Genomic DNA, 15,847 nt, shown 5'->3' with positions numbered 1-15,847 from the left:
TCCCCCTCGGTTCCCCGCCCTTCCCGCCGTCCCCGCCGACTCCGCTCCCGAGGTACTCACGTCATGACCCAACCGCCCCCTCCGCCGCCCAACCAGCCCCCGCAGCAGGGTGGTTTCGGCCCGCCGCAGGACCAGCCGCCGCAGCCGGCACAGCCCGCTCAGCCCGGGCAGCCTCAGCAGCCGCCGGGCCAGCAGCAGCCCGGTTACGGCTACCCCCAGCCGCCCCAGCCGCCGCAGACCCCTCCGGGCTACGGCTATCCGCAGGCGACGGCACCCCAGACCCCGCCGCCGCCCCCCGGCTACGGTTACCCCGGCCAGCAGCCCAACCCCTACGGCCAGCAGCCCAACCCGTACGGGCAGCAGCCCGATTACGGCTACCCGCAGCAGACCATGCCGCTGCAGCCGCAGCCGGGCCAGCCGGCCGGCGGCGGGCGGAAGTTCAACGCGCAGCTGGCCATCATCGTCGCGGCCGTCGTGGCGATCGCGCTGATCGTCGGCGGCGGTGTCTGGTACGCGTCGACCTCCGGTGACGAGGGCGGCAAGAAGGACGACACCGCGAGCTCCGGCGGCGGCACCGGCGGCACCGACGACAAGGACGGCGGGAGCACCGGCGGCGGCGACACCGACGGCTCCGGCGGCACCACCGGCACCTCGACCACCCCGGTGGAGAAGGTGCCCGGCAACCCCGCCTCCAAGGTCCTCTTCCAGGTGCCGGCGCCCGAGGTCGGCAAGGACAGCACCATCTCCACGGCCGGTTCCTGGCTCACCGACAAGGTGTACGCCAAGAGCGGCGTCGCCGAGGTCGTCGGCTACGACCCCGACAAGGGCACCAAGCTGTGGACGATCAAGCTCCCCGGCCCGGTGTGCCAGGGCAGCAACCACGTCACCACCGACGGCAGGACGGCGGTCATCTACCAGCCGGAGATGCCGACCAAGGCAGAGCCCTCGCACGGCTGCAGCCAGGTCGCGGGGCTCGACCTCGCCGCCGGCAAGAAGCTGTGGACGAAGACCGCCAACTCCGGTGACGAGCCGATCAGCTTCAACAACGTCACCGTCAGCGCGGACACCGTCGCCGTGGGCAGCTCCAGCGGCGGCGCCGCCTTCGACCTCGGCTCCGGCAAGCAGCTGTGGGCCCCGAAGCCGACCGACACCTGCTACGACGCCGGGTACGGCGGCGGCGCGAAGCTGGTCGCGGTGCGCAGGTGCGGTTCGTACGACGCGCCCGAGCTGCACATCCAGACCCTCGACCCGAAGTCCGGGAAGGTGATCTCCGAGTACAAGATGGCGCAGGGCATCGCCTACGCCAGTGTCGTGTCCACCGACCCGCTGGTGGTGGCCGCCGACATCGGCGAGGCCGCCAAGGACGGCAGCGGCATCTCGGACTTCTTCTCCATCGACAACAAGACCGGCAAGCTGCGCACCCGCATCTCGGCGCCCAGCGACCAGTACGCGGCCAGCTGTGACGGCATCACCAAGATCGAGGAGTGCCACCAGATCGCGGTCGGCAACGACCGGCTCTACCTGCCGACCGAGGAGGACGACGGCGCCGAGAAGTACTCGCGGGCCAACGCGATCGTCGCGATCGACCTCGCCACCGGCAAGCCGACCGGCCAGCGCGCCGACTCGGGCGACGACTACACGATCTCCCCGCTGCGCATGGACGGCACCAACCTGATCGCGTACAAGCGCCCGCCGTACGACAAGGGCGGTCAGATCGTCAGCATCGACGGCGGCTCGTTCAAGGAGACCAAGCTGCTGGAGAACCCGGCCACGGAGTCGGTGCGGGACGTGGAGACCAGCATGTCGCCGGACTACTCGGAGTACCACTACTCGCAGGGCCGCCTGTTCATGTCCGCGCTCTTCGCCAGTCACCTGTCGGGATCCGACAAGGAGTATCTGGTGATCGCGTTCGGCGCGAGCTGACCTGCCCGAACCGGCTTCGCGCACGGCCCCGCCCCAGCTCAGGGGTGGGGCCGTGCGCGTACCGCTCATCACCCTCGAATGCACGGAAAACCAGAATTTCCGTCGATCCGGGGCACTTCTCTCCCGGTAGGGGAAGCGCAACGTCGAACAAGCGTGTAGCTTCCGGGGGCATGAAGGGCGGGGGAGCCGGGAGGGGGCTTCTGTCCGTGCGGACCAGTGGGCATCCATAGTGCGGATCCATTGGGGGACTGGGGGGTTGCTCGATGGGAGTGCGGCTCATGGTGGTCGACGACCACCGTTTGCTCGCCGAGGCGCTGGCCTCGGCGCTGAAACTGAGGGGGCACCGGGTGCTCGCCGCGGCGGCGCCCGCCGCCGGCGCGGCGGACCTGGTGATCAGCCGGGCGCCGGAGGTGTGCCTGCTGGGCACGGCGACACCGGCGGAGCCGGGGATGTTCGACCCGGTGGTCCGCATCAAGCGGGAGCGTCCGCAGGTGGCGGTGCTGGTGCTGGGCCCGGTGCCCAACCCGCGCGGGATCGCGGCGGCGTTCGCGGCGGGGGCCTCCGGCTACGTACGGCATGACGAGCGGATCGAGGGGGTCGAGCGCGCGATCATGAAGGCCCGGGCGGGGGAGGCGGCGGTGGCGCCGCAGCTTCTCCAGGGCGCGTTCAGTGAACTGCTCAACCCGGTGGCCCAGCCGGACGACGAGGGACAGCGTCTGCTGCAGATGCTGACCCCCCGGGAGGTCGAGGTCCTGGTCCGGGTCGCCGACGGCGAGGACACCCGCCTGATCGCGGCCGGCATGGGCATCGCCCCGTCCACGGCCCGCACGCACGTCCAGCGGGTCCTGATGAAGCTGGGCGTGGGATCGAGGCTGGAGGCGGCCGCGTTGGCGGCGCGCACGGGACTGCTGGACAGGGCGGGACCGGTGTCCCACTCGTCACCGGGGGCGGGAGCGGGGGCGGGAGCGGAGTTCTAGACGCCGGGCGCCTTTGAGCGCCTTTCGGCTCAGCGAAGCGTGGGGTGGGGCGGGACGGAGATCCTCCGTCCCGCCCCACCCTCATGTTGACGTTTTTTGTTTGATTGTGATGTTGACTGGCCTGGTGGCTCGTGTTTCGATGTGTTTGGTTCTGTTTGATGATTGAGTGGCTCGAATAGGGAGTCCGCAGTGAAGAAGACCTCGACCCGACTGGCCGACGGTCGCGAGTTGATCTACTACGACCTGCGCGACGACACCGTGCGGGACGCGGTCGACCGCCGGCCGCTGGATCCGACCGTCACCACGTCCGAGGTCCGCCGTGACGTGCTGCTCGGCGACGAGGTCGCCATCGCCTCGCACCGCCAGGGCCGCATCTACCACCCGCCGGCCGACGAGTGCCCCCTGTGCCCGTCCCAGGGCGACCGGCTGAGCGAGATCCCGGACTCCTCGTACGACGCGGTGGTCTTCGAGAACCGGTTCCCCTCGCTGGCCGGCGACTCGGGCCGCTGCGAGGTGGTCTGCTTCACCTCCGACCACAACGCGTCCTTCGCCGACCTCACCGAGGAGCAGGCCCGCCTGGTCCTGGACGCGTGGACCGACCGGACGTCGGAGCTGTCGCATCTGCCCTCGGTGGAGCAGGTGTTCTGCTTCGAGAACCGTGGCGCGGAGATCGGTGTGACGCTGGGCCACCCGCACGGGCAGATATACGCCTACCCCTTCACCACGCCGCGCACCGCGCTGATGCTGCGCTCGGTGGCCGCTCACAAGGAAGCCACCGGCGGGGAGAACCTCTTCGACGCGATCCTGGAGCGCGAACTCGCCGACGCGCGGGTCGTCCTGGAGACCGAGCACTGGGTGGCCTTCGTGCCGTACGCGGCGCACTGGCCGTACGAGGTGCACCTGTACCCGAAGCGCCGGGTGCCGGACCTGCTCGGCCTCGACGAGGAGGCGCGCACAGAGTTCCCCCAGGTGTATCTGGAACTCTTGAGGCGCTTCGACCGGATCTTCGGGGAGGGCGAGCCTCCGACGCCGTACATCGCCGCCTGGCACCAGGCGCCGTTCGGCGCGCTGGAGAACTTCGAGGGCGTCAGCCGTGACGACTTCGCGCTGCACCTCGAGCTTTTCACCATCCGCCGCACGTCCGGCAAGCTGAAGTTCCTCGCGGGGTCCGAGTCCGGCATGAACGTGTTCATCAACGACATCCGGCCGGAGGCCGCGGCCGAGCGACTGCGAGAGGTAGCGAGTTCATGAGCGGTAAGTACCTGGTCACGGGTGGTGCGGGGTACGTCGGCAGTGTGGTCTCCCAGCACCTGCTGGAGGCGGGTCACGAGGTCGTCGTCCTCGACAACCTCTCCACCGGCTTCCGCGAGGGCGTCCCGGCCGGGGCCGCCTTCGTCGAGGGCGACATCCGCGACGCAGCCAAGTGGCTCGACCCCTCCTTCGACGCCGTCCTGCACTTCGCCGCCTCCTCCCAGGTCGGCGAGTCGGTCGTGAAGCCCGAGAAGTACTGGGAGAACAACGTCGGCGGCACCATGGCCCTGCTCGGCGCCATGCGCGAGGCGGGCGTGCACAAGCTCGTGTTCTCCTCCACGGCCGCCACGTACGGCGAGCCGACCGAGGTCCCGATCGTCGAGTCGGCGCCGACCCAGCCCACCAACCCCTACGGCGCCACGAAACTCGCGGTCGACCACATGATCACGAGTGAGGCGGCGGCCCACGGGCTCGGTGCCGTGTCGCTGCGCTACTTCAACGTGGCGGGCGCGTACGGCGCGTACGGCGAGCGGCACGACCCCGAGTCGCACCTCATCCCGCTCGTCCTCCAGGTCGCGCAGGGCAGGCGCGAGGCGATCTCCGTCTACGGCGACGACTACCCGACGCCGGACGGCACCTGCGTGCGCGACTACATCCACGTGGCGGACCTGGCCGAGGCCCACCTGCTCGCGGTCGAGGCCGCCACCCCCGGCGAGCACCTGATCTGCAACCTCGGCAACGGCAACGGCTTCTCCGTCCGCGAGGTCGTCGAGACGGTCCGGCAGGTCACCGGCCACCCGATCCCCGAGGTCGTGGCCCCCCGCCGCGGCGGCGACCCGGCGGTCCTGGTGGCGTCGGCCGCCACCGCCCGCGAGAAGCTGGGCTGGAACCCGTCCCGCGCGGACCTCGCGGGGATCGTCGCGGACGCGTGGGAGTTCGCGCAGCGGCGCGGAAACTAGCGGCAACGCGGCAACCAGCCGCACCAGTACGTACGGAAAGGTCAGGGGTCAGGGCATGAGCGAGGCTGTCGCAGGGGCTGTCGCCGAGCGGTTCGAGGAGCTGTACGGGACCGGGCCCGAGGGGGTGTGGGCGGCGCCGGGCCGGGTCAACCTCATCGGCGAACACACCGACTACAACGACGGCTTCGTCATGCCGTTCGCCCTGCCGCACGTCACCGTCGCCGCGGTGTCCCGGCGCGAGGACGGCGTCCTGCGCCTGCACTCGGCGGACGTCGACGGCGGCGTCGTCGAACTGCGCCTCGACGACCTGTCCCCGGAGTCCGACCGTGGCTGGACGGCGTATCCGGCGGGCGTGGTCTGGGCGCTGCGCGAGGCGGGCCACACGATCACCGGCGCGGACGTCCACCTGACGTCGACGGTGCCGTCCGGTGCGGGCCTGTCCTCGTCGGCGGCGCTGGAGGTCGTGGTGGCGCTCGCCCTGAACGACCTGTACGACCTCGGCCTCAAGGGCTGGCAGCTGGCCCGCCTGTGCCAGCGCGCCGAGAACGTCTACGTCGGCGCCCCCACCGGGATCATGGACCAGACCGCGTCCGCCTGCTGCGAGGCCGGCCACGCCCTGTTCCTCGACACCCGCGACCTCTCCCAGAAGCAGATCCCCTTCGACCTGGCCGCCGAGGGCATGCGCCTGCTGGTCGTCGACACCCAGGTCAAGCACGCCCACAGCGACGGCGAGTACGGCAAGCGCCGCGCCGGCTGCGAGAAGGGCGCCGACCTGCTGGGCGTGAACGCCCTCAGGGACGTGCCGTACGACGAACTGGACGCGGCCCTTGCCCGCCTCGGCGACGAGGAGGAGGTCCGCCGCCTGGTCCGCCACGTCGTCACCGAGGACCAGCGGGTCGAGCGGGTGGTGTCCCTGCTGGAGTCGGGCGACACCCGCGCGATCGGCCCGGTGCTGGTGGAGGGCCACGCCTCGCTCCGGGACGACTTCCGCATCTCCTGCCCGGAGCTGGACCTGGTGGTGGACACGGCGCTGGGCGCGGGCGCGCTGGGCGCCCGGATGACCGGCGGCGGCTTCGGCGGCTCGGCGATCGTCCTCGCGGAGGCCGCCGACGTCGACACCATCACCAAGGCCGTCCAGGAGGCCTTCGCCGCGGCGGCCTTCACCGCCCCGCGGGTGTTCGAGGCGGTGCCGGCGGCGGGGGCGCGCCGGCTCAGCTGAGCCGCTTCGTCAGCGTGTACTCCGTGATCCCCGGCGGATAGTCGGGGATCACGCACACCACCTCGTACCCCTGCTTCTGGTAGAACCGCGGCGCCTGGAAGTCCCAGGTCTCCAGGCGTACGGCCGCACAGCCCCGTTCCCGACGGGCCATCCGCTCCGCCTGCGCGAGCAACGTGGAGCCCAGGCCCGCGCCGCGGTGGCGGTCGTCGACCCACAGGTACGTCACGTGGAGCCAGGTCGCCCACGTGTGGCCGACGAGGCCGCCGGCCAGCCGGTCGGCGTCGTCCAGGATCCAGACGTGCAGCGGGGATTCGCGTTCGTCGGGGGTGCCGCGCAGGGCGCGCAGCACGGGGGAGGCCGCCGTGTTCGTCTCCCGCAGCCGGAACCGGAGAAGATCGCGCCGTTGTCTGTCGACTCCTGTCTCCATACGAAACATGCGGCTCACCATAAACGCGTCGGACAGCCAGTTCTGCAAATTGCCTTCCGCTCCCGCCCCCCGGCCGTACTCTGATGAACAGCACCGGTGGGGGCCGGTGTGCTCAGGGGGCGAGACAGTCGGGTACGACGCCCGAAGTGGGGGTAGCGGTTCTGTACGGCGGCGGCCGTGCGGTGACGGGTGCCCCTGGGCGTCGTATCCGCGCACATGTCGTCGTTCTCCGGACCTTGGGGTATCCCCTGCTCTTCAGGAGCCTGGGGAAGGGGGTTTCGTGGTTCGCATCCGAGTTCTGGTCGTCGATGACCATCGCATTTTCGCCGAGTCACTCGCCGCCGCGCTGGCGGCCGAGCCCGACGTGGACGTGTCCGCGGCGGGCAGCGGTCCCGCCGCGGTGCGCAGTCTGGAGCGCGCGGCCGCCGAGGGGCGCCGCTACGACGTGCTGCTGGTCGACGCCGACCTGGGCGGCAACGTGCCCGGCGTCCGGTCCGCGACGCCGGTTCAGGAGGTGGGCGAGGACGGCCTCGTCGACGGGATATCCCTGGTCGTCGGGGTGCGTTCGTCGCAGCCCGCCGTCCGGATCGTCGTGCTCGCCGAGAAGGACGACCCGCGGCGGGCCGCGCTCGCCCTGCAGGCCGGTGCCTCCGGGTGGGTCGCCAAGGACTGCTCGCTGTCCCGGCTGCTGACGGTCATCCGAGGGGTCCTGCGCGAGGAGACGCACCTGCCGCCCGCCCTGCTCACCGGCGTCCTGCGGGAGCTGACGGCCGCGCGCAAGCACCGCACCGAGAGCGAACAGCTGGTGGAGTCCCTCACGCCGAGGGAGCGCGAAGTGCTGCGCTGCATGGTCGCGGGCCTGGGCCGCAAGGCCGTCGCCGAGCGCCTGTTCCTCTCCCCGCACACCGTCCGCACGCACATGCAGAACGTGCTCGGCAAGCTCGGGGTGCACTCCACGCTGGCGGCCGTCGCGCTGGCGCGCCGGGCGGGGGTGGGTCCGGTGGACCTGGGGCCTGCCGGGCGGATCATGCCGGAGGAAAGCAGCAGTGCCTGATCAACGGCGGTGTGCGGGCCGACCCCCGCGCCTCCGGCGGGATCCGCGCGGAATGCCCTCAGCCGGGGATGTTGTCGAACGGGGCGGTCAGCTGGCGTAGCAGTCCGGCCAGTTCGCTTCGCTGGGCGCGGGACAGCTCCGCGAGGATCGCCCGCTCCTGGTCCAGGAGTCCGGCCAGGGCCTGGTCCGCGCGGTCGCGGCCCTCTGCCGTGAGGCGGACCAGCACTCCCCGCCGGTCGCTGGGGTCGGGCAGCCGCTCGACCAGGCCCTTCTTGGTCAGGCGGTCGATGCGGTTCGTCATCGTGCCCGAGGTGACCAGCGTCTGGGTCAGCAGTTGCCCCGGCGAGAGCTGGTACGGCGTTCCCGCTCGCCTCAGCGCCGTCAGCACGTCGAACTCCCACGGCTCCAGGCTGTGCTCGGCGAAGGCCAGCCGGCGGGCCCGGTCCAGGTGCCGGGCCAGTCTGCTCACCCGGCTCAGTACCTCGAGCGGTTCCACGTCGAGGTCCGGGCGCTCCCGGCGCCATGCTGATACCAGCCGATCGACCTCGTCCTCCATGACGATCAGTGTAGTGGTTGTGTCGATGTGAAGTCTCTTGACATCAACATTCTTGACGGCGAGCTAAATGGGGGTCAGGCTGGGAACCCGTCAGAACGCCACGACGAGGAGGCCCCCCATGTCCGCCGCCGCCCCCACCTGGGACCCCGCCCAGTACCTGCGCCACGCCGGCCACCGCGCCCGCCCCTTCGTCGACCTCCTCGCCCGCGTCCCCGACCTCCCCGGTGACCCGCCCCGCATCGCCGACCTCGGCTGCGGTCCCGGCAACGTCACGACCCTGCTCGCCGACCGCTGGCCCGCCGCCCACATCACCGGGTACGACAACTCGCCGCCGATGCTCGACAAGGCGCAGGTGGACCACGCCGGGCCCACCCCCGGCGGCGGCCGCCTCGACTTCGCCCACGCCGACGCACGGAACTGGGCGCCTGCGGAGCCGTACGACCTGATCGTCAGCAACGCCACCCTCCAGTGGGTGCCGGGGCACGTGGAACGGTTCCCGGAGTGGGTGGCGGGCCTGAAGGCGGGCGGCACGTTCGCCTTCCAGGTCCCCGGCAACTTCGACGCCCCCAGCCACCGGCTGATGCGCGAACTCGCCCACTCCGCCCGCTGGGAGCACCGCCTCGCCGACACCCTGCGCCACGACGACGCCGTCCTCGCACCCGAGGCCTACCTGGAGAAGCTGACCGACCTCGGCTGCACGGCCGACGTCTGGGAGACGACGTACGTCCATCTCCTGGAGGGCGAGGACCCGGTCCTCGACTGGGTGAAGGGCACCGGCCTGCGCCCCGTCCTGGCAGCGCTCGACGACGACCGGGCGGCACGGGAGCAGTACGTCGCCGACTACCGGGCGGCCCTGCGCGAGGCCTATCCGGCCGGCACGCACGGCACGCCCTTCCCCTTCCGCCGCATCTTCGCGGTCGCCCGCAAGGAGGCGTGATGATCACCGCAGTGGACCACGTACAGCTCGCCGCCCCGCCCGGCTCCGAGGAGCGGCTGCGGGCGTACTACGTCGATGTCCTCGGGATGACGGAGATCCCCAAGCCCTCGGTGCTCGCGGCGCGCGGCGGGTGCTGGTTCCAGGCGGGCGGCGTGCAGCTGCACCTGGGGATCGAGACCGACTTCCGGCCCGCGAAGAAGGCCCATCCAGGGCTGCGGGTGACGGACATCGGGGCGTTCGCGGTGCGGCTGGAGACGCGGGGCGCGACGGTCATCTGGGACGACGACCTGCCGGGTCACCGGCGCTTCCACGCCGAGGACCCCGTCGGCAACCGGCTGGAGTTCCTGGAACCGGTCACAGCTCCTTGAGGGCGTCCAGCGTGATCTCGAGGTCGAGGTCGTAGGGGACGCCGAGCTTGAGCCGGTCGTGGTGGATGCCGGTCAGCGCGTAGGTCTTCGACAGGGGGTCGAGCTCGTAGACGCGCACCACGGGGTGTCGGCTCTCTCCGGCCGTCTCGACCAGCCAGAAGTGGGGAATGCCGGCGGCGGCGTACTTGCGGGGTTTGGTGTCCCGGTCGCGGGCCTCGGAGTCGGGGGAGACGACCTCGACGGCGAGCAGCACGTCGGCGGCCTCGAACCGGGTCTGCTCCAGGCCGGTGACGGCCTCGGCGCGGACGACGGAAACGTCGGGCTCGGGGCCGTTGCGCCGGTCCAGGGCAACGGTCACCTCGCGAAGGACCTTCACCTGCCCCGGAGCCGCGCCCCGCAGCCCGGTCACCAGGAGGTCGATCATGCGGCTGTGGAAAACCCGCTGCGGAGTCACGAAGACAAGGCTCCCGTCGATCAGCTCGGTGTGCGCCGGGAGGTCAGGCAGCGTGAACAGGTCGTCCACGGTGTACCCGTCCTGCGGCGGCACCGGCCAGCGGCAGCCGTGCTTGGCGGTCGGCTCGGCGGTCATGGTTCCTCCCATGGACGGGATTCTCGGCCTGCGGCACCACGGTAACGGGCGGAATCAGCAGGCGTCATCACAAAGAGTGACCGCGTCAGCTCTTCCGGCGCCCTATCAAATGCGGCTTCGCCTCCAGCCCGTCCAGCCCGTGCCACGCCAGGTTCACCAGATGGGCGGCGACCTCCGCCTTCTTCGGGCGGCGGACGTCCAGCCACCACTGGCCGGTCAGCGCGACCATCCCGACCAGCGCCTGCGCGTACAGCGGAGCCAGCTTGGAGTCGAAGCCGCGGTTCTTGAACTCGCGGCCGAGGATGTCCTCCACCTGGGTGGCGATGTCCGAGATCAGGGACGCGAAGGAACCCGTCGACTGGGGGATGGGGGAGTCACGGACCAGGATCCGGAAACCGTCCGTGTACTCCTCGATGTAGTCCAGCAGCGCGAAAGCCGCCTGCTCGCACAGCTCACGCGGATGACCGGCCGTCAACGAGCTCGTCACCATGTCCAGCAGGCGCCGCATCTCACGGTCGACCACCACCGCGTACAGCCCCTCCTTGCCGCCGAAGTGCTCGTACACCACCGGCTTGGACACCCCGGCCTTCGCCGCGATCTCCTCCACCGACGTGCCCTCGAAACCCTTCGCGGCGAAGAGGGTGCGACCGATCTCCAGCAGCTGCTGGCGACGCTCCGCACCGGTCATCCGGGTGCGACGCGCACGCCGCGGCTTCTCATTGCTCGGGGTGCTGCTGGAGTCGGTCGCCACGGCGTCAATCATGCCGCCTCAGCCGTCTCCCTCTCGCGTCGGGAACCGTCCTCACCCGTGTTCCGGCGGGAATCGATACGCGAGCGTGACGGCCAGCGCACGTCATAGGCCCAGCCGAGCATCTCGAACCAGCGGATGAACCGCGCCGAGGAGTCCAGCTGGCCCCGCTCCACCCCGTGCCGTGCCGAGGTCGGGTCGGCGTGGTGCAGGTTGTGCCAGGACTCACCGCACGACAGGACCGCCAGCCACCACACGTTGCCCGAGCGGTCACGCGACTTGAACGGCCGCTTGCCCACCGCGTGACAGATCGAGTTGATCGACCAGGTGACGTGGTGCAGCAGGGCCACCCGGACCAGCGAACCCCAGAAGAAGCCGGTGAACGCGCCCCACCAGGACATCGTCACCAGACCGCCGATCACCGCGGGCAGGGCCAGCGACAGCATCGTCCAGTAGATGAAGTGACGCGAGATCGTCCGGATCGCCTTGTCCTTGATCAGGTCCGGGGCGTACTTGTCCTGCGGCGTCTGCTCCTCGTCGAACATCCAGCCGATGTGCGCCCACCACAGGCCCTTCATCAGCGCCGGGAGCGTCTCCCCGAAGCGCCACGGCGAATGCGGGTCGCCCTCGGCGTCGGAGAACTTGTGGTGCTTGCGGTGGTCGGCCACCCAACGCACCAACGGCCCCTCGACGGCCATCGAGCCCATGATCGCCAGCGCGATACGCAAGGGCCTCTTCGCCTTGAAGGAACCGTGGGTGAAGTAGCGGTGGAAACCGATGGTGATGCCGTGGCACCCCAGGTAGTAGAAGAAGACCAGAAGGCCGAGGTCCAGCCAGCTCACGCCCCAGCCCCAGGCCAGGGGCACGGCTGCCAGCAGTGCGAGGAACGGGACGGTGATGAAGAGCAGCAAGGTGATCTGCTCGATCGAGCGCTTCTGCTCGCCACCCAGGGTGGCGGAGGGCGCGGACGTCTCGTCGGCCGGCTTCGAAGAGCCTTCGATCACGTCGGAGCTTGAGGTCATGCGTGTCCCCTGTGGGGTCTTGAACTGAGGCTGGTGCCGGGCAGCGAGAACCGTGCGGTGCTTCCTACGGTTCCGTAACCTACGGCATCGTAAGTATGGCAGCGGGTCGCCCTACGGCAAGAGCCCGACATTCTGCGCCTCCGCATGGACACCTATCCTTGGGTCGGTCGGACAGCGCGGTCCGCTCTGATGTTCTTCCCGGATGGTCCGGCCCGTATGCGGCAGCAGCCGCCTGACCGCCATCCGGGTTCCCCTCTCGCACGAGCTTCAACACTGCAAGGAGCCGCACCTGTGAGCAGTGCCGACGACCTGACCACGAGCACCACGTCGACCAGCAGCGAGCTGCGCGCCGACATCAGGCGACTGGGTGACCTCCTCGGCGAGACCCTTGTCCGACAGGAGGGTCCCGAGCTGCTCGAACTGGTGGAGAAGGTCCGCCGCCTCACCCGTGAGGACGGCGAAGCCGCCGCCGAGCTGCTGCGTGGCACCGAACTGCAGACCGCGGCCAAGCTGGTCCGCGCCTTCTCCACCTACTTCCACCTGGCCAACGTCACCGAGCAGGTCCACCGCGGCCGGGAACTGCGCGCCAAGCGCGCCGCCGAGGGCAGCCTCCTGGCCCGAACGGCCGACCGCCTCAAGGACGCCGACCCCGAGCACCTGCGCCAGTCGGTCGCCAACCTGAACGTCCGCCCGGTGTTCACCGCCCACCCCACCGAGGCCGCCCGCCGCTCCGTCCTCAACAAGCTGCGGCGCATCGCCGCGCTCCTGGAGACCCCGGTCATCGAGGCCGACCGCCGCCGCTACGACACCCGCCTGGCCGAGAACATCGACCTGGTGTGGCAGACCGACGAGCTGCGCGTCGTACGCCCGGAGCCCGCCGACGAGGCCCGCAACGCCATCTACTACCTGGACGAGCTGCACGCCGGCGCGGTCGGTGACGTCCTGGAGGACCTGACGGCCGAGCTGGAGCGGGTCGGCGTCAAGCTCCCCGACAACACCCGGCCCCTCACCTTCGGCACCTGGATCGGCGGTGACCGCGACGGCAACCCGAACGTCACGCCGCAGGTCACCTGGGACGTCCTGATCCTCCAGCACGAGCACGGCATCAACGACGCCCTGGACATGATCGACGAGCTCCGCGGCTTCCTCTCCAACTCCATCCGCTACACCGGCGCCACCGACGAACTCCTCGACTCCCTCGGCACCGACCTGGAACGCCTCCCGGAGATCAGCCCCCGCTACAAGCGCCTCAACGCCGAGGAGCCCTACCGCCTCAAGGCCACCTGCATCCGGCAGAAGCTGGAGAACACCAAGACCCGCCTGGCCAAGGGCATCCCGCACGAGGAGGGCCGCGACTACCTCGGCACCGCCGAGCTGCTGCACGACCTCACCCTGATCCAGAGCTCCCTCAGGGAACACCGCGGCGGCCTCTTCGCCGACGGCCGCATGGACCGTACGATCCGCACCCTCGGCGCGTTCGGCCTCCAGCTCGCCACCATGGACGTACGCGAACACGCGGACGCCCACCACCACGCCCTCGGCCAGCTCTTCGACCGGCTCGGCGAGGAGTCCTGGCGGTACGCCGACATGCCCCGCGAGTACCGGGCCAAGCTGCTCGCCAAGGAGCTGCGCTCCCGCCGTCCGCTCGGGCCCACCCCGGCGCCCGTGGACGCGGCCGGCGAGAAGACCCTCGGTGTCTTCCAGACCGTGAAGCGGGCCCTGGAGGTCTTCGGACCCGAGGTCATCGAGTCGTACATCATCTCGATGACCCAGGGCGCCGACGACGTCTTCGCGGCGGCGGTGCTGGCCCGCGAGGCCGGCCTGCTCGACCTGCACGCCGGCTGGGCGAAGATCGGCATCGTGCCGCTGCTGGAGACCACCGACGAGCTCAAGGCCGCCGACACGATCCTCGAGGACATGCTCTCCGACCCGTCCTACCGGCGCCTGGTCGCGCTGCGGGGCGACGTCCAGGAGGTCATGCTCGGCTACTCCGACTCCTCGAAGTTCGGCGGCATCACGACCTCGCAGTGGGAGATCCACCGCGCCCAGCGTCGCCTGCGTGACGTGGCGCACCGGTACGGCGTGCGCCTGCGCCTCTTCCACGGCCGCGGCGGCACCGTCGGCCGCGGTGGCGGCCCCTCGCACGACGCGATCCTCGCCCAGCCCTGGGGCACCCTGGAGGGCGAGATCAAGGTGACCGAGCAGGGCGAGGTCATCTCCGACAAGTACCTCGTGCCGTCCCTCGCGAGGGAGAACCTGGAGCTGACCGTCGCGGCCACCCTCCAGGCCTCCGCCCTGCACACCGCGCCCCGCCAGTCCGACGAGGCGCTGGCCCGCTGGGACGCGGCGATGGACGTCGTCTCCGATGCCGCGCACGCCGCGTACCGCAGGCTCGTCGAGGACCCGGACCTGCCGACGTACTTCCTCGCGTCGACGCCGGTGGACCAGCTCGCCGACCTGCACCTCGGCTCGCGGCCCTCCCGCCGCCCCGGCTCGGGCGTCTCCCTCGACGGACTGCGGGCCATCCCGTGGGTGTTCGGCTGGACCCAGTCCCGCCAGATCGTGCCCGGCTGGTTCGGCGTCGGCTCGGGCCTGAAGGCGCTGCGCGAGGCTGGCCTCGACACAGTGCTCGACGAGATGCACGAGCAGTGGCACTTCTTCCGCAACTTCGTCTCCAACGTCGAGATGACCCTCGCCAAGACGGACCTGCGGATCGCCCAGCACTACGTCGACACCCTCGTCCCCGACGAGCTCAAGCACGTCTTCGACACCATCAGGGCCGAACACGAACTCACCGTGCGCGAAGTCCTCAAGGTGACGGGGGAGAAGGAACTGCTCGACGCCACACCCGTGCTGAAGCAGACCTTCAGCATCCGCGACGCCTACCTGGACCCGATCTCCTACCTCCAGGTCACCCTCCTCAAGCGTCAGCGCGACGCGGCAGCCGCGGGCGAGCAGCCCGACCCGCTGCTGTCCCGGGCGCTGCTGCTGACGGTCAACGGCGTGGCGGCGGGCCTGCGCAACACCGGCTGACGGCCCTCCCGGACACAAAGGTGCCCCCGCGCCTCGTACCCGAGGCCCGGGGGCACCTTCCTATGTGCGATCAGGCCTTACGGCGACGGAACACCAGGTAACCGCCCCCCGCGACCAGCGCGGCCGCGAGGCCGGACAGCAGGCCGACCGGGGCGCCGGAGCCGGTCTCGGCGAGGTCGCCGCCGGTGCCCTGGCCGGACGGGGAGGAGGAGGCCGACGGACCCGCCGACTCACCGGAGGAAGAGCCCGGACTCGGCGACGCGGACGGGTCGGCCGACCCACCCGCCGACGAGCTCGGCGAGGCAGACCCGGACGGCGTCGAACCGCCGCCGCCGTCCCCCTCGTCCTCGCAGTCCGTCCAGAACACCTTGTGCTTGGCGGCGCCGTTCTCGCCCTCGAAGTTCCAGAACAGCTTGTAGTGACCGTCGGGCAGGGACAGGTCGTCCGTACGGCCGTGGCCGTCGGCGTCCAGGGTGATCTCGCCGGACTTCACCGTCTCGCCCTTGACGTCGGCCGTCGGGGCCCACGCCTCGATGTGCCAGTCGACCTCCTGGACGGCGTCGAAGCCGAAGGCGTCGAGATAGAAGGTGCAGACGTGAGGCTCGTTCTTGCGGAGCTCCTCGCCGGTGGTGGCGTCGTGGATCTTCACGGTGCCGTTGTCGCCGGAAGGGGTGGCGTGTGCGAGGGGAGCGGCCAGGAAGGCCGCCGCGACGACGGCGGACAGGACGCCGGCGCGAGGGAGGATACGCATGGGGCAGTAGTCCATCTTCGAGATGTGAACGGG

15 protein-coding genes are annotated in these 15,847 nt (G+C 70.7%); 9 read left to right on the top strand and 6 right to left on the bottom strand.

Annotated features, from left to right (window positions below):
• The first annotated feature begins 63 nt into the window (after positions 1-63).
• The 5 genes from KUM49_RS43330 (at position 64) to galK (ending at position 6,329) form a co-directional block, all read left to right on the top strand.
• Positions 64-1,923, top strand: a complete 1,860-nt coding sequence (locus KUM49_RS43330; protein ID WP_217242441.1) for a PQQ-binding-like beta-propeller repeat protein — start codon at positions 64-66, stop codon at positions 1,921-1,923.
• A gap of 263 nt (positions 1,924-2,186) precedes the next feature.
• The gene (locus KUM49_RS43325) at positions 2,187-2,900 is read left to right on the top strand and encodes a LuxR C-terminal-related transcriptional regulator (protein ID WP_217242440.1); all 714 of its coding nucleotides are present in this window, start codon (positions 2,187-2,189) and stop codon (positions 2,898-2,900) included.
• 189 nt (positions 2,901-3,089) lie between these two features.
• Positions 3,090-4,151 carry a galactose-1-phosphate uridylyltransferase gene (gene galT / locus KUM49_RS43320; protein ID WP_217242439.1) on the top strand — a complete coding sequence of 354 codons (1,062 nt, stop codon included), beginning with the start codon at positions 3,090-3,092 and terminating at the stop codon, positions 4,149-4,151.
• Positions 4,148-5,110 (top strand): UDP-glucose 4-epimerase GalE, encoded by a 963-nt coding sequence (gene galE, locus KUM49_RS43315; RefSeq protein WP_217242438.1) that lies wholly within the window; start codon positions 4,148-4,150, stop codon positions 5,108-5,110. The genes galT and galE overlap by 4 nt, the downstream gene beginning before the upstream one ends.
• A gap of 55 nt (positions 5,111-5,165) precedes the next feature.
• Positions 5,166-6,329: a galactokinase gene (gene galK / locus KUM49_RS43310; RefSeq protein WP_217242437.1), complete on the top strand. Its 1,164-nt coding sequence runs from the start codon at positions 5,166-5,168 to the stop codon at positions 6,327-6,329.
• Here the strand turns inward: galK and KUM49_RS43305 are convergent.
• The gene (locus tag KUM49_RS43305) at positions 6,322-6,777 is read right to left on the bottom strand and encodes an N-acetyltransferase (protein ID WP_217242436.1); all 456 of its coding nucleotides are present in this window, start codon (positions 6,775-6,777) and stop codon (positions 6,322-6,324) included. The genes galK and KUM49_RS43305 overlap by 8 nt on opposite strands.
• Before the next feature lie 259 nt (positions 6,778-7,036).
• Between KUM49_RS43305 and KUM49_RS43300 the strand changes: the two genes are divergently transcribed.
• Positions 7,037-7,810, top strand: a complete 774-nt coding sequence (locus tag KUM49_RS43300) for a response regulator transcription factor (protein WP_217242435.1) — start codon at positions 7,037-7,039, stop codon at positions 7,808-7,810.
• A 58-nt stretch (positions 7,811-7,868) separates the two neighbouring features.
• Here the strand turns inward: KUM49_RS43300 and KUM49_RS43295 are convergent, their stop codons facing one another.
• Positions 7,869-8,366, bottom strand: coding sequence for a MarR family winged helix-turn-helix transcriptional regulator (locus KUM49_RS43295; RefSeq protein ID WP_217242434.1), 498 nt, complete (start codon positions 8,364-8,366; stop codon positions 7,869-7,871).
• A gap of 118 nt (positions 8,367-8,484) precedes the next feature.
• Between KUM49_RS43295 and KUM49_RS43290 the strand changes: the two genes are divergently transcribed.
• Together KUM49_RS43290 and KUM49_RS43285 are read left to right on the top strand one after the other, a co-directional pair.
• Positions 8,485-9,303: a trans-aconitate 2-methyltransferase gene (locus tag KUM49_RS43290; protein WP_217242433.1), complete on the top strand. Its 819-nt coding sequence runs from the start codon at positions 8,485-8,487 to the stop codon at positions 9,301-9,303.
• Positions 9,303-9,671, top strand: a complete 369-nt coding sequence (locus KUM49_RS43285; protein WP_217242432.1) for a VOC family protein — start codon at positions 9,303-9,305, stop codon at positions 9,669-9,671. The genes KUM49_RS43290 and KUM49_RS43285 overlap by 1 nt, the downstream gene beginning before the upstream one ends.
• On the opposite strand, the gene KUM49_RS43280 is transcribed toward KUM49_RS43285, so the two are convergent.
• From KUM49_RS43280 to KUM49_RS43270, 3 genes are all read right to left on the bottom strand, one after another.
• Positions 9,658-10,260 carry a Uma2 family endonuclease gene (locus tag KUM49_RS43280; RefSeq protein WP_217242532.1) on the bottom strand — a complete coding sequence of 201 codons (603 nt, stop codon included), beginning with the start codon at positions 10,258-10,260 and terminating at the stop codon, positions 9,658-9,660. The genes KUM49_RS43285 and KUM49_RS43280 overlap by 14 nt on opposite strands.
• 85 nt (positions 10,261-10,345) lie before the next feature.
• Complete coding sequence (locus tag KUM49_RS43275; protein ID WP_124003795.1) at positions 10,346-11,023, bottom strand: TetR/AcrR family transcriptional regulator; 678 nt, start codon at positions 11,021-11,023, stop codon at positions 10,346-10,348.
• Complete coding sequence (locus KUM49_RS43270) at positions 11,020-12,030, bottom strand: fatty acid desaturase (RefSeq protein ID WP_217242431.1); 1,011 nt, start codon at positions 12,028-12,030, stop codon at positions 11,020-11,022. The genes KUM49_RS43275 and KUM49_RS43270 overlap by 4 nt, the downstream gene beginning before the upstream one ends.
• A 291-nt stretch (positions 12,031-12,321) precedes the next feature.
• On the opposite strand from KUM49_RS43270, the gene ppc reads away from it, so the two are divergent.
• The gene (ppc, locus tag KUM49_RS43265) at positions 12,322-15,063 is read left to right on the top strand and encodes a phosphoenolpyruvate carboxylase (RefSeq protein WP_217242430.1); all 2,742 of its coding nucleotides are present in this window, start codon (positions 12,322-12,324) and stop codon (positions 15,061-15,063) included.
• Between the two features lie 70 nt (positions 15,064-15,133).
• On the opposite strand, the gene KUM49_RS43260 is transcribed toward ppc, so the two are convergent.
• Positions 15,134-15,814, bottom strand: a complete 681-nt coding sequence (locus KUM49_RS43260) for an LPXTG cell wall anchor domain-containing protein (RefSeq protein ID WP_217242429.1) — start codon at positions 15,812-15,814, stop codon at positions 15,134-15,136.
• Positions 15,815-15,847 lie beyond the last annotated feature (33 nt).

The organism is Streptomyces sp. AC555_RSS877 (genome assembly GCF_019049245.1).
Classification (GTDB): domain Bacteria; phylum Actinomycetota; class Actinomycetes; order Streptomycetales; family Streptomycetaceae; genus Streptomyces.
This window is presented reverse-complemented; position numbering and strand designations above follow the sequence as displayed.

Bases quoted from the DNA above. Each gene is read 5' to 3' on its own strand.
- KUM49_RS43330 (WP_217242441.1), top strand. From the start codon at position 64: ATGACCCAACCGCCCCCTCCGCCGCCCAACCAGCCCCCGCAGCAGGGT.
- KUM49_RS43325 (WP_217242440.1), top strand. From the start codon at position 2,187: ATGGGAGTGCGGCTCATGGTGGTCGACGACCACCGTTTGCTCGCCGAG.
- galE (WP_217242438.1), top strand. From the start codon at position 4,148: ATGAGCGGTAAGTACCTGGTCACGGGTGGTGCGGGGTACGTCGGCAGT.
- galK (WP_217242437.1), top strand. From the start codon at position 5,166: ATGAGCGAGGCTGTCGCAGGGGCTGTCGCCGAGCGGTTCGAGGAGCTG.
- KUM49_RS43305 (WP_217242436.1), bottom strand. From the start codon at position 6,777: ATGGTGAGCCGCATGTTTCGTATGGAGACAGGAGTCGACAGACAACGG.
- KUM49_RS43295 (WP_217242434.1), bottom strand. From the start codon at position 8,366: ATGGAGGACGAGGTCGATCGGCTGGTATCAGCATGGCGCCGGGAGCGC.
- KUM49_RS43290 (WP_217242433.1), top strand. From the start codon at position 8,485: ATGTCCGCCGCCGCCCCCACCTGGGACCCCGCCCAGTACCTGCGCCAC.
- KUM49_RS43285 (WP_217242432.1), top strand. From the start codon at position 9,303: ATGATCACCGCAGTGGACCACGTACAGCTCGCCGCCCCGCCCGGCTCC.
- KUM49_RS43280 (WP_217242532.1), bottom strand. From the start codon at position 10,260: ATGACCGCCGAGCCGACCGCCAAGCACGGCTGCCGCTGGCCGGTGCCG.
- KUM49_RS43275 (WP_124003795.1), bottom strand. From the start codon at position 11,023: ATGATTGACGCCGTGGCGACCGACTCCAGCAGCACCCCGAGCAATGAG.
- KUM49_RS43270 (WP_217242431.1), bottom strand. From the start codon at position 12,030: ATGACCTCAAGCTCCGACGTGATCGAAGGCTCTTCGAAGCCGGCCGAC.
- KUM49_RS43260 (WP_217242429.1), bottom strand. From the start codon at position 15,814: ATGCGTATCCTCCCTCGCGCCGGCGTCCTGTCCGCCGTCGTCGCGGCG.